Annotated in this window: 13 protein-coding genes; all 13 read left to right on the top strand. The window is 39.7% G+C overall.

Going from position 1 to position 23,265, the window contains the following annotated elements; all coding sequences use genetic code 11:
• Positions 1-48 precede the first annotated feature (48 nt).
• Entirely contained in the window at positions 49-975 is a 927-nt protein-coding gene (locus FGQ86_RS01180; protein WP_033126823.1) for a sugar phosphate nucleotidyltransferase, read from the top strand.
• Entirely contained in the window at positions 975-1,358 is a 384-nt protein-coding gene (locus FGQ86_RS01175; protein WP_033126824.1) for a GtrA family protein, read from the top strand. The genes FGQ86_RS01180 and FGQ86_RS01175 overlap by 1 nt, the downstream gene beginning before the upstream one ends.
• 34 nt (positions 1,359-1,392) lie before the next feature.
• Positions 1,393-6,039, top strand: coding sequence for a GBS Bsp-like repeat-containing protein (locus FGQ86_RS01170; protein WP_138302752.1), 4,647 nt, complete (start codon positions 1,393-1,395; stop codon positions 6,037-6,039).
• Between the two features lie 255 nt (positions 6,040-6,294).
• On the top strand, positions 6,295-8,481 hold the full coding sequence (locus FGQ86_RS01165) for a hypothetical protein (protein ID WP_033126467.1): 2,187 nt from the start codon (positions 6,295-6,297) through the stop codon (positions 8,479-8,481).
• A gap of 40 nt (positions 8,482-8,521) precedes the next feature.
• Positions 8,522-9,436 carry a glycosyltransferase family 2 protein gene (locus tag FGQ86_RS01160; RefSeq protein ID WP_138302751.1) on the top strand — a complete coding sequence of 305 codons (915 nt, stop codon included), beginning with the start codon at positions 8,522-8,524 and terminating at the stop codon, positions 9,434-9,436.
• A gap of 25 nt (positions 9,437-9,461) precedes the next feature.
• Positions 9,462-10,238, top strand: coding sequence for an ABC transporter permease (locus FGQ86_RS01155; RefSeq protein ID WP_033126469.1), 777 nt, complete (start codon positions 9,462-9,464; stop codon positions 10,236-10,238).
• A 15-nt stretch (positions 10,239-10,253) separates the two neighbouring features.
• The gene (locus tag FGQ86_RS01150; RefSeq protein WP_033126470.1) at positions 10,254-10,988 is read left to right on the top strand and encodes an ABC transporter ATP-binding protein; all 735 of its coding nucleotides are present in this window, start codon (positions 10,254-10,256) and stop codon (positions 10,986-10,988) included.
• 13 nt (positions 10,989-11,001) lie between these two features.
• On the top strand, positions 11,002-11,622 hold the full coding sequence (locus FGQ86_RS01145) for a hypothetical protein (protein WP_052084092.1): 621 nt from the start codon (positions 11,002-11,004) through the stop codon (positions 11,620-11,622).
• A gap of 13 nt (positions 11,623-11,635) precedes the next feature.
• Positions 11,636-14,125, top strand: coding sequence for a glycosyltransferase family 2 protein (locus tag FGQ86_RS01140; protein WP_138302750.1), 2,490 nt, complete (start codon positions 11,636-11,638; stop codon positions 14,123-14,125).
• 134 nt (positions 14,126-14,259) lie between these two features.
• Positions 14,260-17,415, top strand: coding sequence for a GBS Bsp-like repeat-containing protein (locus tag FGQ86_RS01135; protein WP_033126471.1), 3,156 nt, complete (start codon positions 14,260-14,262; stop codon positions 17,413-17,415).
• A 152-nt stretch (positions 17,416-17,567) separates the two neighbouring features.
• Positions 17,568-21,200 carry an RICIN domain-containing protein gene (locus FGQ86_RS01130; protein ID WP_033126472.1) on the top strand — a complete coding sequence of 1,211 codons (3,633 nt, stop codon included), beginning with the start codon at positions 17,568-17,570 and terminating at the stop codon, positions 21,198-21,200.
• A 145-nt stretch (positions 21,201-21,345) separates the two neighbouring features.
• On the top strand, positions 21,346-22,536 hold the full coding sequence (locus FGQ86_RS01125) for a glycosyltransferase (RefSeq protein WP_033126473.1): 1,191 nt from the start codon (positions 21,346-21,348) through the stop codon (positions 22,534-22,536).
• 113 nt (positions 22,537-22,649) lie between these two features.
• A complete protein-coding gene (locus FGQ86_RS01120; protein ID WP_033126474.1) occupies positions 22,650-23,264 on the top strand; it encodes a GerMN domain-containing protein in 615 nt (204 codons plus the stop codon).
• Position 23,265: the final 1 nt, after the last annotated feature.

Here is a 23,265-nt window from a genome sequence, read left to right as displayed (position 1 = left end):
CTCTTGAGTTATAATACAACAAGCTAAAGAAAAAGGAGAATAATAGCAATGGGAAAAGCAACATTGGTTATTATGGCGGCGGGGATAGGAAGCCGCTTTGGCGGTGGAATTAAACAACTGGAGCCAGTAGGCCCGAACGGAGAGATTATTATGGACTATTCCATTTATGATGCTCTGGAAGCAGGTTTTGATAAAGTAGTATTTGTGATTCGCAAAGATCTTGAAAAAGATTTTAGAGAAGTAATTGGGAATCGGATAGAGAAACAAGTAGAAGTTGCATATGCATTCCAGGAAATCGATGATATACCAGAAGAGTATAAAATGAAGTTTAAAGAGCGTAAAAAGCCCTGGGGAACCGGACAGGCTATTTTGTGCTGTAAGGATTTGGTGAAAGAGCCTTTTCTTGTCATCAATGCAGATGACTATTATGGAAAAGAAGCATATCGAGAAGCCTATTCCTATCTTGTAGAAACAGGCAAAAACAAAGCAACAGAAAAACTGCCGGTATGCATGGTGGGATTCAAATTGAAGAACACATTGAGCGAAAATGGCGGAGTTACAAGGGGAATATGTAATGTGGATGAAGACCGCATGCTTACAAGTATTGTTGAAACCCACAATATCGTAAAGAAAAAAGATGGTGCTGCTGTTGTAACGGAGGGTGTGGAGAAGGATATTGATTTAGAGTCTGAAGTCTCCATGAATATGTGGGGGCTTATACCTGAATTTTTTGATGTCCTTGAGGAAGGCTTTTCAGAGTTTTTGGAAGATGCCGAAAGCGGCGACTTGAAAGCAGAATATTTGCTGCCCACAATCATAGGGAATCTTCTTGAAAACGAAAAAGTCACAGTAAAAGTACTTCAATCTAAAGATAAGTGGTTCGGAGTAACATACAAAGAGGATAAGGATAGCGTAGTAAATTCTATTAAGGAACTGATTGCGCAGGGCCATTATCAGAAAAAGAGTGGTAAATAATGAAAAAGCTATTTGAACAGATTATCAAATTTGGATTGGTAGGATTTTTGTGCTTTTTTATAGATTACGGTATCATGGTATTCTTGACAGAGATTGTCAATATCAACTACCTTATTTCTTCCGGCATATCTTTTACCGTTTCTGTGATCGTGAATTATATACTGAGTCTTACCTTTGTTTTTGATACAAAAGAGGGAAATAAGATTAAGGAGTTTGTAATTTTTATCATACTGAGTGTAATAGGACTTGGAATCAATCAGGTGTTGATGTGGTTCTGTGTCGATGTATTGGGGATTTTCTATATGATTTCTAAGATTGGCGCTACAGCAGTTGTGATGGTATATAATTTTATTACCCGGAAGTTGATATTGGAGAAGAAGTAAATAATCGCGTGTTATTGAAGTGGAGGAAAAGAAAGTGAAGAAAGGGAAAAGAAGAATTGCCTATCTGCTTTCTATAGCAATGCTTATCAGTGTACTGTTCAGTGGTAATGCTTTTGCAGCGGAGGGTGCAGGAGGAGAAACTTTACAGAATGACACAAATGTAGAAGTAGAAGCGGGGCAGAATTCTGAAATAGATGAAAATGTTTCAAGTGATGGCAATGTAGAAATTAGTGATGAAACGAAAAATGCTCCTGAAGAAGAAAAGACGGTGACGACAAAAGAGGATTCTGAGCATGCTTCTTTTGCACTGAGTGAAGAGGACGCGGAGGATGATATTGTTCCAGCTTCCCAGGGACTGATCAATTATGTGGGAGTAGACTATCCATATCTGGAAACGCCGGCTGATCAGAATATTGTCATTTCATACGGCGATGGAAGTGAGGATGTAAGTGACGCCAGACTTGTTGCCCAAAAAGACGATGGAAATACTCTGGAGATGTCGCTTTTTAAAAAGGAAGGTGAATTATTCCTTTTCACTTACAGCTTTGATGAAACAGCATCTGGTGTTTATGAGTTGATAGACTTTATCTATACCCAGGATGGGACAGAGCAGACAATACATTTTGCAGACATAGGCATAGAGTCTATGTTTGGAGTTGATGAAAAATATCCGGGCTATGGCGAGGCATTCGAAGAAAGCTCTGAGGAAGTCACAGATCAGGAACTGGAAATGTCAGTTGTTGATGTGGAGACAGGCGAAGTTGAAGCGGCCACGACAGATATCGAGAAAGCAATTGAGGCGACAGAGGAGCAGGTTAGCACTGCAACAGAAAGCAGAGCCAGCCGCGCGGCAGTTGCAAGCAAATCGGATAATCTTGTTGTTGTATTGGATCCGGGACATGGAGGATATGACGGTGGAGCATCGGCCAATGGGCTTGTTGAGAAAAATCTGACTTTAAAGATTGCACAGTATTGTAAAGCTGAACTGGAACAATATAATGGTGTTACGGTTCATATGACAAGAACAGATGACACATATCTTGACATTGACGAGAGAGTTTATAAAGCGAGAGACTTAGGAGCAGACGTTCTTGTAAGTATACATATTAACTCTTCAACAGCATCTGCCGCAAATGGAGCGGAGGTTTGGTATCCTAACGCAAATTACAATGGTTCTATCCATGCGGAAGGTCAGAATTTAGCGCAGCAGATTCAAAATCAGCTGGTGGCTCTTGGACTAGGTAATAGAGGCATTCAGATAAGAACTGCGACATACGATACTTATCCAGATGGTTCAAAAGAAGATTGGTATGGGATAATCCGCTATAGTAAGTATTGTGGATTCCCGGGGATTATTGTGGAGCATGCTTTCATTTCTAACCCGAGTGATGCGGCAAAGCTTGCGCAGGAGAGCTTCCTGCGTCAGCTGGGTATTGCGGATGCTACGGGGATAGCTAATGCGTATGGACTTACCAAGGGACCAAATATTGATATAGAAAATAAAAATGACTTTGATGGAACTGCAAAGATTGACGTGTCTGGTTTGGGAAGCAATGGAAGTGTCAGAATCTGGAATGAGGAGACGGGTGCCTCTAAAGAATATACTTTGGCATCAGGTAAGCAGACCATAAACTTTAATGTTGCCGATTATAATGGAGTCCGTGGGACATTTTATGTAGAAGCGTTTAATTCGTCTGGGCAATCCTTGATAAAAGAGACGTTCTATGTTTCGAAGGATACAAGTAGTACAATTGTAATAAATCCTGATGAAAATGAAACGGAATACGTAGTTAATATTCAATTTGCAGACATGCCTTCGGAGGTTACTACTGTACAAGTACCAGTATGGACGAAAGCTGATCAGAGTGATTTGAAGTGGTTGAACGCAACGCAGATTTCCTCCGGAAATTGGCAGGCGGTCATTAATATTAAAGAGTTTAAAGCAAGCGGAACATATAATGTACATGTATATGCAACGTTGGATAGTGGATTGCAGCTTGGAATTGCAAGCACTTCGATGGAAGTTTCAAAACCGTCTTTTGATGGCGTAATCCAGAATTATATTGAGGAGGAAGGAACGTTTGAAGTTGTAATCAATTCAATCAGCTCTTTGTCTGGGGTTGACAATATACAGATACCGGTATGGTGTGCAGATGACCAGAGTGACTTGGTATGGTATAGTGCAGATAAGCAGGAAGACGGAAGTTATAAAACAAAAGTAAGCATAGCAAATCATAATTATTCTATAGGGACATATAAAATACATGCATATCTAACAGCGGGCAACGGTATTTGTGTTAGTAAAAATTTAGGCATACAGGAAGTTGGTCTTCCGGACACTCAAATTATAGCGGAAAATATTGATGAGAAAGAAATGCAGTATCTTCTGACAGTGTCAAACATAGGGCTTCTTGGAAATGTGCAGGGGGTTTCTTTTGCAACCTGGAGTGAGAAAGGTGGCCAGGACGATCTGGTATGGTATACAGGGCACAAGAATGCAGATGGGAACTGGGAGACAACGATAGATATCCAGAATCACAAAACGGCCGGAACCTATGAAGTGGATGTATATTATACATTGGCCAATGGAGTCATGAAGGGTCTTGGTTCTACATTTTTTGAAGTATCTACACCAAGCATGGCGACCAGCATAGAGAACTATGATGACGAAAAGGGAACCTTTGAAGTAGTAGTCAGTGATATTGTATCTCCATCTGGAGTAGATAGGGTGCAGGTGCCGGTATGGTGTGCTTCTGATCAGAGCGATATCAGGTGGTATGATGCGGAAAAGCAGAATGATGGAAGTTATAAAGCAAAGATCAGTATAGCAAATCATAATTTTGCGATAGGTACATACCAGGTATATGTCTATGTCACGACCAAAAATGGTTTGACACAGGGCGTGGTAGCGGGGACACAAAATGTGTCATTGCCTGATATGGAAATCATCGCAGAGGATGCAACAGGGGAAGAAATGACATACAAAGTACAGGCCACTAATGTAGGATTACTTGGCGTACTGAGGAATGTTATGTTTGCAACCTGGAGTGAACAAGGCGGCCAGGACGATCTGGTATGGTATACAGGGCACAAGAATGCAGATGGGAACTGGGAGACAACGATAGATATCCGGGATCACAAAACGGCCGGGGCCTATAAAGTGGATGTATACTATACATTGGCCAATGGAGTCATGAAGGGCTTTGGCTCCACGTTTTTTGAAGTATCTTCACCAAGTATGACGACCAGCATAGAGAATTATGATGAAGAAAAGGGGACCTTTGAAGTAGTAGTCAGTGATATTGTATCTCCATCTGGAGTAGATAGGGTGCAGGTGCCAGTATGGTGTGCTTCTGATCAGAGCGATATCAGGTGGTATGATGCGGAAAAGCAGAATGATGGAAGTTATAAAGCAAAGATCAGTACAGCCAATCATAATTTTGCGACAGGTACATATCAGGTACATGTCTATGTCACGACCAAAAATGGTTTGACACAGGGCGTAGTAGCGGGGACACAAAATGTGTCATTGCCCGATATGGAAATCATCGCAGAGGATACAACAGGGGAAGAAATGACATACAAAGTACAGGCCACTAATGTGGGATTGCTTGGCGTGGTGAAGAATGTTATGTTTGCAACCTGGAGTGAACAAGGCGGCCAGGACGATCTGGTATGGTATACAGGGCACAAGAATGCAGATGGGAACTGGGAGGCAGCGATAGATATTCGGAATCATAAAACACCCGGGGCCTATAAAGTGGATGTATACTATACATTGGCCAATGGTGTCATGAAGAGCCTTGGTTCTGCGTTTTTTGAAGTTTCTGGAGCGAGTTTGACTTCTGAAATATCAATCAAAGATTATAATGATGCAACAGGGAGTTTTACAGTAGTAGTTCCTGAACCGCAATCGGCCTCCGGTGTTTCTTCTGTATTGGTACCGGTATGGTGTTCGGAAGATCAGAGTGACATATGTTGGTATAGCACAAAACATCAGTCAGATGGAACATATACAGTATCTGTAGACCCAATAAATCATAAGTATAATTCTGGCTTATACAAGATACATGTATATGTAGTATCGAATAACGGAATACAACAAAATGTCGGAACTGCTTCTCAGATGGTTAGCGCTACCCAATATTATACTATTATGGGAGATACTACAGTTACCATTGATCAGATGATGAGGTGTTTCGAATCCAGCGGACATGCATATCCTTCAGCGGCTCTTGGAGTAGGAGGAGCATCTACCCTGGAACAGTTCTGCCTCTTGTATTTGGAAGAAGCACATGCTGAAGGGGTGCGTGCGGAGGTGGCTTTTGCACAGGCAATGAAAGAAACAGGATGGCTTCAATATGGAGGAATTGTGCAGATTGACCAGTTTAATTTTGCGGGAATAGGTGCACTTGATGGTAATTCGTCAGGAAACTGTGCCTCATTTCCTGATGTAAGAACTGGTATCAGAGCTCAAATTCAGCATTTGAAAGCATATGCTTCAAATGAAGCGTTGGTGAATGCACAGGTAGATCCAAGGTTTCATTTGGTTACCAGGGGCTCAGCACCTTATGTTGAGTGGCTTGGACAGAAGGAAAATCCTACAGGAGCAGGTTGGGCTACAAGTACCAATTATGGATATTCTATAGTTTCTATGATCAGACAAATTAAACTATTATAAAACGGTTAGTGAAAAAAACGAAAAACAACAAAACAGGAGAGATGAAGACATTTTCTTTAAGTTTTGTTATTTTTCTCATGAAAATGAATTATTATATTTAATGGCCTTTGCGATTAAAGGAGAAATTGCTTGTAAAAGGCTTGCTTATTGGAGGATGTGCAAGAAAGCCCCTCTTAGTTATTCATTTGGACTTTGCAACTATTGATTAGTAGTCATTAGAGATTACAGTATTATTATACTAGGAGACGTAATTTGTTGGATATCTATCGTGAGAATATAAGAAAAAAGCTAAACAAAAAAGATATTTTTGAGGCGTTAATAATTGGGTTTCTTTTTTCTATTTTAGTACTTTTCGTTTATAAAATAGGTAGAAATACTGATTTTTTCTTCTATAATAATGAAGAAGGCATTACTTTAAACAGAACAATAGAATTGTTTTGCCAATACAGAAAGTCGAGCTTTTTTCTTGGTATAATTGGATGTTGGGCCTTTTTTTCAATAGGATACTTTTTTTTGAACAATCTAAATAAAAAATATTTTGAGATTATATATAAATACCGCTATGTTATTGCTATATTATTTTTAGCAGGAGGTGTTCTTTTTGAGATAAGCGGCTCGTCAATAAGCAGTTTATGTAGTGCATTAGGTGTTGATGTGACACAAAGCGGACTTATGTTTCGTGTGCCTAATCCATATAGGAGTGATGAGTTTGGCTTAAATACAATATTTGCAATTGCACAAGGGAAAAATCCAGGAGAGAGCTATCCATATATAAGTAATATTGTGCGTGGTACAACTACAGATATGTATATTGTATACGGACAACCTGTAAAGGATATAGGAATTCTGTTTCGCCCCTTTCATTGGGGGTATTTGTTGTTTGGCAGCGAGAAAGGATTGGCCTTTTTTTGGTGCGGACGTCTCATATTTTTATTTATGATGAGCTTCGAGTTTGGCAGAATTTTTTTGAGAAACAAAAAGAAGATAGCAATAGTTTATGCTATTTTTATTGCTATGTCTCCGGTACTCCAGTGGTGGTTTGCTATTAATGGGTTGGCGGAAATGCTAATATTTGGACAATTATGTTCAATAATGTTATATTTGTTTATGAGAACAACTGTTGTTTGGAAAAGAACGATTTATTCATTTGTTTTTTTCTGGTCTGGATGTGTATATATATTATTGTTTTATCCTGCATGGCAAGTTGTTTTTGGATATGTCTATTTAGGGATTTTCATTTGGATTGTTTTGGAAAATCGGACACAGTTTGTTTGGAGATGGAAAACAGATATTATATCCATCCTTATTCCAGCCCTTTGTTGTGGGGGACTACTACTTTTTTTGGTTTGTAGATCTTGGGACACTATTCAATCTGTAATGAATACAGTCTATCCTGGAAATAGAATTGATACGAATAAATTAGAGATATGGAAGCTTTTTGGTGGGGCATATAATGTGTACTTGGCGTTGACAGATTCGCAAATGGTTATGCCATGGGGGTTTATAGATTTATTTCCGTTAGGCGTTATTTTTGCGGGATATGTGCTGTTTAAAAAGCGTAAAAGGGATAGGATGTTAATAATAATGTTAGTTATAGATTTGATTTTAATCATCTTTTTTACGCTTCCGGTTCCTGAGATTCTGTTGAAAATAACTTTACTCTCTTTGACAACTTGTGATCGTGCATTGATTTCAATTCAGTTTTTTAATATCATTCTTCTGTATAGAGCTGTGAGTCTTTTAGACGATGAGATTAAAACTGGAAAGATAATAATAGGATCGGTAATTTATGCAGGAGTAGTAGTGTTGATTTTTACAGGAACTATGGATGATATTCCGCTTTCAACAGCTATGCAAGCGGGAATGTTTTTGATTTTATTTATTTTTTCAGTATTGTTCTGTAAAAGCCAAACAAAAAAAGGGGCAAGAATATTGATCGCATTTGCGATGATGGTGTTTTTGATCGCAGGAGGTCTTGTTAATCCGATTCAAAAAGGATTGCCGCTGTTGGAAAGAAGTAACATCCTTAGTGAAATTACGAAAATAGTAGAGAAAGATAATAAGGCAAAGTGGATTTCGATTGACCTTCCTTACCCGGAGACGAATATTTCTCTACTTGCCGGGGCAAGTACAATAAATAGTACCAATGTTTATCCGACTTTAGAAAGATGGGAGGAATTAGACTCAGATGGAATTTATACAGACATATATAATAGATATGCGCATATTACGATTGGCCTTGAGGCGGACGAAAAGACGAAATTTGAGCTGATTGCACCGGATTATTTTCTTATCAACCTTAATGTTGATGATTTGGAAAAGTTAGAGGTGAAATATATTTTAAGTAAGGAGGATCTTACAATATACTCTAATGATAACGTGCTTATAGAAAAAATAAAGGAAGTTGATGGATATTTTATTTATGAGATAAATTATCTATAATTAATACTTGTGTTGCAGATAAAGGAGGTAAAAACAAAAAATGGATAAAATTGCTGTGTTAATTCCTTGTTACAACGAAAGTCAGACTATTGAGAAAGTTGTCAATGACTTTAAGAAAGTCTTACCTGAGGCAGTTATATACGTATATGATAATAACTCCACAGATGGAACGGATGAAATAGCAAAAAAGGCAGGAGCTACTGTTAGATATGAGTATCAGCAGGGTAAGGGAAATGTTATTCGAAGAATGTTTCGTGATATTGATGCAGAATGCTATATTATGACGGATGGCGATGATACTTATCCTGCAGAATTTGCGCCAGAAATGGCTAGAAGAGTTCTTGAAAAGCAGGTGGATATGGTTGTGGGAGATCGGTTGTCATCAATATATTTTGTAGAGAATAAAAGGCCCTTTCATAATTGGGGAAATTCGATTGTAAGAAAAAGTATCAATTTGTTGTTTAAGACAGATATTAAAGATATTATGACAGGCTACCGTGCTTTTAGTTATCAGTTTGTGAAAAGTTTTCCGGTTTTATCGAAAGGGTTTGAAATTGAGACGGAAATGAGTATTCATGCTGCAGATAAAAATATGTATGTAGATAATGTGGTGATTGAATACAGAGATAGACCGGAAGGGAGCGAATCTAAATTAAACACATATTCTGACGGAATCAAGGTGTTGGCTACAATTGTTAGATTGTATAAAAACTATAAACCAATGGGCTTTTTTGGGATTTTATCACTAATCTTAGTTTTAGTGGCGGCAGTAATGTTCATTCCGATTTTGATAACTTATATGCAAACAGGAATTGTTCCGAGATTTCCAACGTTAATTGTTAGTGGCTTTGTTATGCTGGCGGCCATACAATCTTTTTTTGCGGGAATGATTCTACAAACAATTGCGCAAAAGAGTCGTCAGGACTTCGAAATACAATTGCATCATATAAAATAAGTTATGTGTAAGTACGGAGGATTTCATGTCTGTTTATATACAAAATTTTATCAAATTCAGGCCATTGTTAAATGAGTTGATTTCGAGAGATATAAAAATAAAATACAGGAAGTCTGTTTTGGGAGTGTTGTGGACATTACTAAATCCGCTTTTGATGATGATCGTATTGTCTGTAGTTTTTTCAAATCTGTTCCGATTTGATGTTGAAAATTTCCCGCTATATTTGTTGAGTGGTCAGATTATTTTTAACTTCTATAACGATGCGACCTCTACGGCCATGTCAGCCATTGTAGGGAATGCTGCGCTGATCAAGAAAGTTTATGTGCCTAAATATTTATTTGTGATTTCCAGAGTTTTTTCAAGCTTCATTAATCTTATGGCATCTTTTACAGCATTGATGCTCGTTATGGTTGCTACAAGGGCAGAACTTCATTGGAGCGTAATACTTTCAGTTATTCCTTTGTCCCTCTTGATGCTGCTTTCTCTGGGAATTGGCCTTATCCTGGCTGCGCTTACTGTGAAGTTTAGGGATATTATGCATCTTTATTCAGTATTTACAACAGTGCTTTTATATCTTACTCCGGTCATTTATCCAATGTCCATCCTACCGGGCTGGTTAGAGAAGGTGGTGCTGTTAAACCCGTTGACCAATATCCTGATGATGTTTAGGGATGTTATGATAAATGGGTTGATTTTTGATGTGTGGTCACTTGTTATTGCAATTGTTGAGACGGCTTTTTTCCTGGCATTGGGACTGTATGTTTTCTATAAAAATCAGGATCAGTTTATTTTGAATATTTAGACAGTGGAGGCGAATATGGAAAACGATATTATTATAAAAGTCGATCATGTGTCTATGAAGTTTAATCTGGCATCAGAGCGTTTTGACGGCTTTAAGGAATATGTGATAAGGAGTCTGAAAAAGCAGATAAAATATAATGAATTCTGGGCCCTAAAAGATGTTTCTTTTGACGTGTACCGCGGTGATTCGCTGGGGCTTATCGGTTTGAATGGAAGTGGGAAAAGCACAATGCTTAAAACCATTGCAGGAGTCCTTAAACCTACTATAGGAACTGTATCTGTCAGGGGAAATGTTGCGCCTTTGATCGAACTGGGAGCAGGATTTGATTTTGAATTGACTGCAAAAGAAAACATCTATCTGAACGGAGCTTTGTTGGGCCATTCCCGAGAAGTCATGCAGGAGCATTATAAAGATATTGTGGAATTCTCAGAATTGAGAGATTTTATGGACGTCCCTGTGAAAAATTTTTCTTCAGGCATGGTTTCCAGATTGGCATTTGCTATTGCGACTATAGGTGTTCCGGATATTCTGATCGTAGACGAAGTATTATCAGTCGGCGATTTCCGGTTCCAACAGAAATGTGAAAAAAGGATACGGCATATGATGGAGCAGGGAGCAACAATCCTTTTTGTATCTCACAGTATCCAACAGGTTAAGGATATATGCAATAAGGTTGTCTGGCTCGAGCATGGTGTTATGAAGCGCTTTGGTGATGCGTTGGAAATTTGTGAAGAATACAGCCAGATATAGCAAAAGGGACCAGATGATTGAGAGGAAAGCAATGAAGAAAATAAAAACAGTTATAGGCATAGTTGTAGTAATTGTGATAGCATTTTTATATGCTCATATAGGGAAGGTAAATCCTTTATACGACAGGAATCTGGATAACAGTGAATATATAGGGACCGGTGTTTTTGAAGACAAGATAGAGCAGACATTTATTTCTTCTGAAGAAACGCTGGATGGGATTACTGCAAAGTGTCAGTTACAGGGAGATGCAACAGGCTCTTCCATACTATTGACTTTAGTAGATGAAGAAACAGATGAAGTCGTAGCAGAGTCTGAACTAAAAGCAGAAGATATAGAAAATAGTAAGTTTAACGAGTTCCCTTTTGAAACAGTGCATGGATGTAAAGGGAAGACGTATAGAGCAATCTTTGAAAGCGTCAATGAAGATGTGGAGAATACCAGAGGTATTGGACTGTTGTATGAACCTAAGACGGAAGATAATACCAGTCTTCAGATAAATGGAGCGAATACAGATGGTACAATGATAATTAAAACAGTTACGGACAGATTTGACCTGGAAACATTCGGTGTGTTTCTGATTTTTGTTATATATATTGTATTTTTCATGAAGTTCCTCTATAAACTATTCAGATAGGGAGAGAAAAGCAATGGGAATCAAATATTATATTGACGAAAAGAAGTATCGTGTTAAACCGCAAGAAAAGTATATACGCGTTAATGGATGGGCGTTTGATACTTTAGGAAAAGCATTGCATTATAAAGCCTTTATTAATGGAAAACCTGCGGACAAATTTAAGCTGAAGAGAATAGATAGAAAGGATGTAGAGAAGAAGTATCAAAAGTATAATGTGCCATGTGACAGCGGCTTCCATATTAAAAGCTATACAGATACAGCAGAAGTTCCAGAGACTTTTGAATTGTATGTATCAAATGGAGAAGAACGTAAGTGTATTGTCAAACTAAACAAGAAACAGTTGGCTAAAATTACAGATGACAGTACAATATCATATAATATAGATTTGATTTACGTGCGTGATACTAAAGCGGAAATTACGGGATGGGCTTCTTCGGTTGATGGGGCAGAGGCGGTAAGTTTTGGCTTAATAGATGCTGAAGGAGGCGAAGTCGATTTTAAATTAAAAAAATTGAAAAGACCTGACTTGGTAGATGCTGGTCTGATTGAGGAAAAAGATATTCTTTGTGGTTTCCGCATAGATTACTTTTATGATAAACAGGAAGAATTTTGCTTGTCTCTGGAGGATGGAAATAAGAAGAAGCATTTGATTTTTAATTTGGCTAATATCCGGAAAAAGCAGTCTCTGCGTGAAAAGGTTGGTTTTGTTAGAGCTGCATATAAATATGTAACTCCTGAATATGCTCAAAAGACTATTAAATATGTGAAAAAGAATGGGTTTTCTCACCTGAAAGAGCATATTTTTATGAAAGTTATGCATGCAGGAAAATCATATGAGGAGTGGTTTGAAGAGAATAAGCCGACAAAGGAAGAGCTTGGGCGGCAGAGGGCGGAAGAGTTTGAGAAAGCCCCCCTGATCAGTATCATAGTTCCGACCTATAAAACTCCTATTCCCTATTTGCAAGAAATGATAGATTCTGTGTTGGCTCAGACATATGCAAAGTGGGAATTGTGTATTGCAGATGGCAGTGAAGGAGATAAAGAAGTTGAAAGTGAGCTTGAGAGATACGGCCAGAAAGATAACCGCATTAAATATCGGATCTTAGAAAAAAATCTTGGTATATCCGGTAATACAAATGGTGCGCTTGAGCTTGCAACAGGCGAATATATAGGTTTATTTGACCATGATGATATATTAGCGCCTAGTGCTTTATACGAAGTTGTTAAGTGCCTTCAGAAAAAGGATTACGATATTCTGTATACAGACGAAGACAAGGTAGATGGTGATGGAAAAGAACATATGGATCCTAACTTTAAACCGGATTTTAGTATAGATCTTTTTAGAAGTCACAATTATATTACGCATTTCTTTGTTGTAAAGAAAAAAATTGTTGATGAGATAGGCGGCTTTAGGAAGGAATTTGATGGATCTCAGGATTATGACCTTATGTTTCGCTGTATAGAAAGGGCAGAGAGTATTAGGCATATTCCTATGATTTTGTATCATTGGAGAGTGCATATGAATTCGGTCGCAGGCGACCCTTCAAGCAAAATGTATGCATATGAGGCCGGAAAAAGAGCAATAGAAGAACACTTAAAAAGAGTGGGAATAGATGCTACAGTGGAGCATGTAGGATTGTGGGGAATGTATCATGTAAGATATAAAGTACACGGGGATCCTCTAGTATCTGTTGTTATTCCCAATAAGGATCATGTCAGTGACCTGAAAAAATGCATCCAGTCTCTGTATACAGTAAATCAATATAAGAACTTTGAAATTGTCATTGTAGAGAATAACAGTGAGGAGAAAGAGACCTTCACTTATTATGAGAGTCTGCAGAAAGAGCATGATAATATACGAGTTATAATGTGGAAAGGCGATTTCAATTATTCTGCAATCAATAACTATGGAGTAAAAGAGACAAAGGGAGAATATCTTCTGTTTCTGAATAATGATACAGAAGTAATTTCACCTGATGCAATCGAAGAGATGCTTGGCTGCTGTATGAGAGACGATGTGGGCGCCGTAGGAGCAAAGCTTCTCTATGAAGATGACACGGTACAGCACGCAGGCGTTGTAATTGGATTTGGAGGATATGCCGGACATGTAAATACCGGAATTGGACGGAATGACTATGGATACATGGTGAGAGCTCGTATTAATTGCAATTATAGCGCGGTAACGGCGGCCTGCATGATGACTAAAAAGACTCTTTTTAATGAAGTAGGAGGTTTTGATGAACAGTTTGTTGTCGCCTGCAATGACGTGGATTACTGTCTCAAACTGAGAGAACTGAACAAATGGATTGTATTTGATGCATTTGCTGAGTGGTATCATTATGAGTCTAAATCCAGAGGGTATGAGGATACCAGAGAAAAGCAGAAAAGATTTGATGGTGAGGTGGAAAAGTTCCAGAAAAAATGGAAGCGCATACTGGATGAAGGCGATCCTTTTTATAATAGAAATTTCCCGATTACACAAGCGCCCTTTACCTTAGGATAAAAAAATTTTAATATACTACTAAAATGAGCCTCATAATCGAGGCTCATTTTAGTAATTTATACAAAAGTCTTTGCTTATCTATGGAAAAATGTTATCATAAAATTAATTACCGATTTCATCAGGGAGGGAAAGGAATGAAAAAGAAATTATTCAGGGGAATAGCGCTTGTGTTGGCTTGTTGCCTTCTGTCGAATGTTGCGACGCTTAATGCGGAAGAAACGGTTGGAGAACAGGAGGAACAAATAATTGAAGGCTCCGGGAAATTGGACAGAGACAATACATCCGAGGCTGCAACACGGGAAGACAAGGACGTAGAGGATGCGGATTCTGAAGAGTTTGCGGATGAAAATGTTGAAGATAAAAAGGAAATTGAAGAAAGCAATCAGGAAAATACAGATATTTCTTCTTTGAAGATAAACAATCAAGAGACGAATTTGGACGCCCAGCCATCTGCTGCTCCACAGAATGTGAAAATTACAGGAAGTGTTGAAGTTGCTGGAGAGGATAAAGATAAAGGCATTTTTACAGTACGAGCTTATGATTTTTCTGATATAGAGAGTATCTGTGATATAAGGTTTGCTGTTTGGAGTGAAGAGGGAGGACAGGATGATCTGACATGGAATATTGTGGAAAGCAGTTTAGATGCGTCCTTTTATTCGGATGTAAAGTTGTCGGATCACAATTATACTTTAGGGAAATATATTGTTCATGCATATGCTTTGCTTGAGTCTGGAGGGCAAGTATGGGTGGGGGAAACAGAGTATGAAATAGTTGTTGAAAGTTCAGAACTGAAAATTACAGAGGGGACGGACAGTGGAGAATATTTCTTTACTTTAAATGACCTTGTAGTACCGGCGGGGGAAGAAGCGGTCTTGTTTGCTGTTTGGAGTGAAAATGGCGGACAGGATGACATGGTATGGTACGATGCCAGAAAGCTGAAAAAGGGTTCGTATGAGTATGACTGGTCTGTGCAAAACCATAGGGCACTTGGAAAATATAATGTACATGTGTATGTGCGCACAAAAGGTAATACAATGAAAGGAATTGGAGCATATGAATTCAATATTGATGCTCCTAAAGTTGCCGAAATTGAGATAAGTGATCGGAATGTAGAGAGGGGAACATTTAGCGCTCGAGTGGAAGGCGTATCAAATGCAGATCTTGTTAAAGAAATTATGATTCCGGTTTGGAGTAATTCAAACGGACAGGACGATCTCGTGTGGTATGCGGCTCAAAAAGATTTAGACGGGACATATGAACTTACAGTGGATGTGAAGAACCATAAATACTCAGATGGATCTTACAATATACACGCATATGTGACGGATATTACCGGATATCAATATTTCGTGGGAAGCACTGAGTGCAGCATGGATATAGAAAAAGGCAGTTTGCAGATCGAAAATATCGGTGATGCAAGATATCGTATTGTATTATCGGATTTTGTCATTCCTGCGGGCGCATCTGAAGTCCTTTTCCCTGTATGGAGCGAAAATGGCGGACAAGATGACCTTGTATGGTATACTGCAGGCAAGAATGGTGAAGGGGATTATGTGTGCACAATTAGCCTGGATGACCATAGAGGTCTGGGAAGATATAATGTCCATGCATATGCTAAAAAACAAAACGGGGAACAGATTCCTCTGTTGATTTCAGGATTTGAAACAGAAGTACCCATTGTCAATACTTTCGAGGTGGAAAAAGTAGATGAAGAGGCAGGATGCTTTACAGTAAAAGTTTCTGATATTGAAAATGAGGATCTTGTTAAAAACATAAAAATTCCTGTATGGTCTAAAAATGATCAAAGTGATCTCATCTGGTATAATGCAAGAAAAAATTTGGCCGGTGAATATATTATTGATGTACATATCAAGGATCATCGATATAACATAGGGGAGTATAGTATTCATTGCTATGTAGAAGATATTACTGGCATGTTGAACGGAATTGGATCAAGAAGCTGTGATATGTCAGCAAAAGTAGAAGCAATAGAAGCGGAAGATATAGATGACTCGGAGGAGACTTTTGAAATCAATATATCCGGGGTTAATGTTCCGGCAGGTGAACGAGAGTTGCGAGTTGCTGTGTGGGGGGATAAAGATGGTCAAAATGATCTTACATGGCATACATTAAGCCGGCAGTCAAATGGAAATTATTCATTAGATGTTGAGGTGCGCGATCACTGTGAATTGGGATTGTATAACGTACATGTATACTGCGTGACCAAAGGCGGAGGAATGTTTGGACTTGGAACGACAACCTTTAATGTATCTAATGTCCCTCTGTTTTCAAATGTGACAATTTCAGAGATAAACGGGAATAAAGGTACATTTCGAGTGACTATTTCAGGTCTTCTTGCCTCTTCAGGTATCCAGAAGGTTGAAATACCCATGTGGTGTTCTGATAATCAGAATGATATATACTGGTATACGGCCTCGAGATTATCCGAAGGTTCTTATACTACAACGATGAACGTTGTGAATCATCGTCACCATTTTGGGGATTATAAAGTCCATGTATATGTCACAATGGGGAATGGAGTGAGAGTATGTGTCAGTTCATCAAATATCCAGAATATCAGCCCCAATAATTATCTGTACAATGAGTATATAAGTGACACACAAAGAAGAGTTTGGCTTCTTGGAGTTGACGGAGAGCTTGTTCAGTTCCCTACATGGAGCGATGAACAGGGGCAGGATGATATTGTCTGGTATGATGGAACCAATAATGGAAATGGCACATGGAGTGCGCTTGTAGATAGTGCAAACCATAGCAATGGCGGAAATTATACAACTCATGCATATGTAACTAAAAGCGGTGTGAGGCAGTCGGTAGGGTCGACAAATTATTCATTAATTAAAATACCTACAGATCTGGAAATGATGAGGCTGAAAGCCAATTCCTATTCAAGTACCACAGGATATATTGCCCTTGTAAACAGGACAACCCATAAAGTTGGCATTTTTCAAGGATGGCAGGGCAATTGGAACTGTATTCAGTACTGGGATTGTTCAGATGGAAAGGCAAGTACCCCGACTGTGGAAGGGGTATTCCGAGTGGGAAGCAGAGGATATTATTTCTATTCGGGAGATGCGATTTGTTACTGGTGGACGCAGTTTTACGGAGATTATCTGTTCCATTCGGTGCTTTACAACAGATATAATGGCTCGCTAATGGATGGCAGATTGGGTATGGGGCTTTCCCACGGCTGTGTGAGATTAAATATTAATAATGCAAAGTGGATTTATGACACCATTCCTTCCGGGACGACGGTGGTGGTGTATCATTAGTTAAGTGATATAATAATTGCCTCGTGAAAGAGCACGAGGCAATTGTAGTAAAGGCAGTTCAGGAGACTGATTTGACTAAGAAGGCAGTGGCTGGATAGTCCACTCGTTATATTGAAAACAAGATTTTGTATTTATGAGGGAGGGAAAGTTTAATGAATTACTCAAAAAGACGGAAATATATTACCGGGCTCCGGCGAATATTATTGTGTCTTATGATTTGCACAATAGTGTTTAGCGACTATTCTTTTGCGTACGCTTCTTCAACAGAAAGTAATATGGATGAGACAAAGGAAGAGGATTCATTAGACAGCACAGGAATCTCTGAAACGGACGTTGCTTCTGATACAGAAGAAGATTCCGATAGTTTATCGGAAGATCAGGGAACAGAAGATGATGCAGATGATGCGGAAAATGCGCAGAACCCGATTTATACAGGCGAAAGCGCCAGTGAATTCAGTGATAATATACAAAGCGATGAGCTGCAAGAGACTTCAGTCAGTGATGACTCAAGCACTCAGATTATGCGGCTTGCTCCGCAGGAAGAAAAGACATTGGATGATTTGGCTATGCAGAACAGTTCGGTTCTGGCGGATGGTGAATATGTGATTGGTTCCCGTCTGTCCAGTAGACAGGTCATTGATGTTGAGAGCGGATCGAATAATGATGGCGCTAATGTACAAATATATGAAACAAACACTACAAAGGCACAGAAATGGGAAGTTGTGCATGATGAAAAGGGATATATTACTTTCATTAATGCCGGCTCCGGGAAAGTGCTGGATGTAGCCAGCGGATATAATGTGGCCGGGACCAATGTACAGCAATATACTTCCAATGAAAGCAGGGCGCAGAAGTGGATCGTATTAAATAATGGGGACGGTACCTTTACTATTAAATCGGCAGTTGGAAATGGAATGGTCTTAAATGTTACGGGGATGACAGCTGCCAATTCATCCAATGTCGATATTGACTCTGGTGACGGAAGTGATAATCAGAAGTTTCTGTTTTATTCCACTAAAGCGGAGATATCAAATAGTGGAAAGACCATTGCAGATGGTACATATATGATTAGCAGTAACGGCAGTTATTTGAAAAATGTGGGCAGCAAAATACAAAGTAATGCTGGTAAACAGAATGATCTGACTCAATATTTTTTTATTTCTTATAATGAGTCAAAAGGATATTACACAATAAGGTCATGCAGTGCTGATCGAAATTTGGATGTTGACAGAGGAGATACTGTACCCGGCGCACTTGTGACAGCGGCACCGGAAAATACTGAAGCGCATCAACAGTTCTGGGATATTCTGCAAAATGAAGATTATACATATACAATTACCAGCGCAGCCAATGGTCAAATGCTGGGGCAAGATCAAGCGGCAACAAATTCTATTGTAACCGTGCCGGGAGAAGATACTCGAAGCTGTACATGGACATTGGAAGAGGCTCCTTTTTGTTGGTCGGAAGAAGAGATGGACAGCCTTGCCGCAATAAAGATCGGACAGCCGGATATAGCTGCGGGAACATATCAGATTACGTCAGTGTTGAACGAAAAAATGTCATTAGATGTTACAAATGGTTCAAAAGCCACTGGCGCGAAAGTACAGTTATATGAATCTAATGAAACTTTAGCTCAACGGTGGAAAGTTGAATATACGGATGACGGATATGCGAAGATAGTCAGTGCCAACTCCGGGAAAGTTCTTGATGTAGACGGAGCATCTATCCAAAATGGTGTCCAGATACAGCAATATGATTGGAATAAAACAAGAGCGCAGAAATGGCTTCCTATCAAGAATGACAATGGAACATATACCTTTTATTCTGCATTGGGACGAGGATTGGTCCTGGATGTGGCTTCGGGAATAGCAGTGAATGGAGCAAAAGTGCAGACATATACCTGGAACGGAACAAATGCACAAATGTTTTGTTTTTATAATACAGAGGCCAATGTTCCTTCTCAGGGAAAAGTTATTGAAGACGGGTACTATACAATTGCGCTTTCCGCAGATAGCAATATGGTTATGGATTTGCATAATGGAGACGCAGCAGACGGAACACCCATGCAGATTTATAGTTCTAACGGAACATTAGCACAGTGTTTCTGGGTCGAATATCATGAAGACGGTTACTATAGTATAAAAATAGTAAAAACCGGCAAAGTAGTTGAACTGACTCGAGGTGGCCTTGTTCCCGGAACAGTAGTGCAGCAGGAAGCTGAAGATAATACGATAAAACAGCGCTGGATCATATCGGACACCGGGGACGGTTCTTACAGAATAATTTCAGCTGCCAATGGATTGAGTATGGATGCGGGAGATATATCACAGGGAAGAACAATTACTACTCAGAACATTTCTGACGTGTCTTCTCAAAAGTGGAGTTTTATAGAGTATAAGCCGTCAATTGCAGAAGGATGCTATATGATCAGCACGGCTATTAATTCAAATAAAGTTGTTGATATTGCAGGTGGTTCATTGTCTGTTGGAGGAAATGCTCAGATTTATACCGATAATAAAAGCCTGGCACAAAAATGGCAGGTCAGAACGGTTGAAGAAGGGATTATATCCTTGCAGAATCTTGGTTCAGGATTGTATTTAACAGATGTAAATGGAAACGTTTGCCAAATGAATAATTCCGGAAATGTTACAGATGCACAATGGGTTTTAGGTTTGCAGTTGGGAGATGGATTTACTTTAACGAATAGAGCTTCGGGGAAAAGATTAGATTTAAGTGGAGCTAATACCGCGGATCAGACCAATATAGGAACCTATGACGAGAATGGGACAAAAGCGCAAGCGTGGACTTTCAACGCTGTCAGTGTATTAGAGCCGGGATTTTATGAGTTCGCTCCATTATCTAATACCGGTTTGCGCCTGGAAGTTGCAGGAGGATCAAGAGATAATTTCGCAAATGTACAGGTCTATTCATCTAATGGAACTCTTTCACAACGGTGGTGGGTGAAGAGCGTGGGCGATGGCTGGTATACCTTGACGGCATGCTGCTCGGCAAAAGTCTTAGATATCAGTGGTGGAAGTGCGGCATTGAATGCAAATATTCAACAATATGAGGCAAATGGAAGCAATGCGCAAAAGTGGCGCTTTGAAATGGGGGAAAATGGTATTGTTTTAAAATCTGCTTTGGGAACAGTAGCAGATGTTGTCGGCAGCTCAGGACAATCTGGCACAAATGTGTGGGCATATGAGCAGAATGGAAGTTCGGGACAGGAGTGGCGTGTTTTCTCTGCGGCAACTCCTGGAAAAATAGGATGGCAGAATCCTGCGGGATATCCGCAGGTGAGTTCGAGAACGGTTATGCTGCCCAGCTATTGTACGGGCTATTTCACTTATGTAACACCTTCCAGAATTGCGATAGATGCGTCCAGAGAGGATTGTGTAAATGCATTTGTTGCAAGAGCATATGAATATTTAGGAACGCGATATATTGAGCCCTGGTCAAGCTGGCCGGGTGACGCTGTGGATTGCTCTGGACTGGTTTTACAGTGTTTATATGCGACTGGAATGGATATGGGAATTTATAATCCATATAACCATAGATGGTTGCCGGGACAAACATATAATTCTATGAATTGGCTGAACAATAATACATTTATGCCTGTGGGGCTAAATAATCTGCAGCGGGGAGATTTGGTGTATTACAGAAATCATGTTGCAATTTATATAGGCGGGGGACAAATTATTGACTCCTGGCCTGGACAGGGTGTGACAATACAAGGATTGTATAGCCGAGGTAATGTGATAGGAGTGCAGAGGCCGTTTGTATAAGATAGAGGACAAGTATCCCTTGTATTCACATAGAGATTTCAATTTATTGTGTATGTCCGATCTGCGTTTATGTGCCTTTTTCAAAGAATATTTTTGTTAGATTGACAAACGCCGATCGGTTATCAGAGGATGCGGAGGAAAAGTGATGAATGAAGAGTTGATTTCAGTGTTAATGGTAAACTATAACCGTGAAAATACGATTAGAGATGCAGTGCAGAGTGTGCTGAATCAGACCTGGAAGAATCTCCAGTTGATCATAGTGGATGATGGCTCTACAGATCGTTCCTGCGAAATTGTGGAAGACTTTTCGGATAGCAGGATTGAGATGTACAGACTTGAAAAGAATGAGCATATCTGTTATGCAACAAATTTTGGATTTGACAAAGTCCGGGGAAAGTATCTCGCCAGAATTGACAGTGATGATATCTGGTATGAAAACAGGCTGGACAGACAAATGCAATTTATGAAGAAAAATCCTGAATGCAGGATTTGTTTTACCTGGTGTAACTGGATTAATGAAAGAGGAGAGATTATAAACGATGAAGAGCCTGAACTGAGGAAAATGTGCGATGCTGATTTCAGAAGCCAGCGTGACTGGATAAAGCAGTTTTACTATGTAGGCAATTGCCTTTTGCATTCTTCGGTTTTAATGGAAACGGAATTGATGCGGGAGACCGGCGGTTTTGAACCAGCATACAGGCAGCTGCACGATTATGATTATTGGGTTAGGATCGTTAAGCATCATAATCTCTATGTGATTCCCGAGCGGCTGATTGGGATGCGCAGATTTGGAAAAGAGAATGACAAAAATATAAACGCAAGTGCCGTGACAGAGGAAAACGATATCAGAACATTTAACGAGTATGCAGATATCAGAGCTCACATTTTTGATGATATGCCGGAAGATGTATTTCTGGCAGCATTTCAGGATGACTTTATCTGTAAAGCTTCTGTTACACCTCAGGAATTGGAGTGTGAAAAGGCATTCATATTGTGTAAGTCACAGATTGGCTGGGAATGGACAGCTCCGGCGGGCATTGAAAAGCTGAAAGAGCTGTTTAGAGATGACGAAATGAAAGACATTCTGGAAAAAAAATTTAATTTCTCTATAAAGGATCTATATAGGATGAATGCAAAAAATATTTATTTTGATCCAATCGTTCAGAAGAAGTTTCAGACTGTAAGAGAGGAGAGAGACAGGCTTGAGGTTGATAACAAGTCACTATATGACGAGGTGGAAAGACTGAAGAAGGAAATTTCCCTATATAGAGATTCGACAAGCTGGAAAGTTACCCGCCCGCTTCGCCGCATCGGGAAAATCGTGCGTAGAAAATAAAGAGATGAAAAGTGTAAGAGACTATGAAAATTCACACTAACTACACTGGACATAACTTCCAAATCCGCTTATAATTTAATCAGAACACTCTTTACAAACGGAGGACAAGCATCATGAAATCCAAACTGATAATAGCAATTTTACTTTTAACCCTTGTCTTTTCTCTGGCCGCCTGTGGCAGGAATTCCGGAGATAGCCAGGAGCCTTCCGATAGTTCGGATACCCAGACGGAGGAGCAGAAAGAAGAGGAACCGGAAGAGACAGAAGAGCCGGAGGCGGAAGAGGAGCAGCCCTCTCAGGATGCGACGAATACAGACACACAGACTCCTGCTCAGGAGCCGGTGGCTGAGACTGCGACGATTACTGTCTTCTACAGCAATGCGGACTCCACGGCTTTTGAGTCTTCAGAAGTGCAGATAGCTTCCCTCTCTCCCGAGGCTGTTCTTGAGGCTTTGGTTTCGCAGGGGGCGCTGACAGCCGACGTGGCGGAAAATTCCTTTACTATGAACACAGTGGATGGGAAGGAGAGCATAGAGCTGGATCTGAATGGCGCCTTTGCTACATATGTATCTAACATGGGGACGACAGGCGAGTACTATACAGTGGGTGCCCTTGTCAATACATTCCTGGATGCCTACGAGTGTGAGCAGATTCGCATCACGGTAGATGGGGATACGCTGTCCACAGGACATGCCGAGTATCCGGGCTATCTGTCCAGATTTGAATAAG

Source organism: Clostridium sp. BSD2780061688st1 H5 (assembly GCF_005845155.1).
Classification (GTDB): domain Bacteria; phylum Bacillota; class Clostridia; order Lachnospirales; family Lachnospiraceae; genus Claveliimonas; species Claveliimonas intestinigallinarum.
The sequence above is the reverse complement of the archived record's forward strand: the minus strand, read 5'-3'. Positions and strand labels throughout refer to the sequence as shown.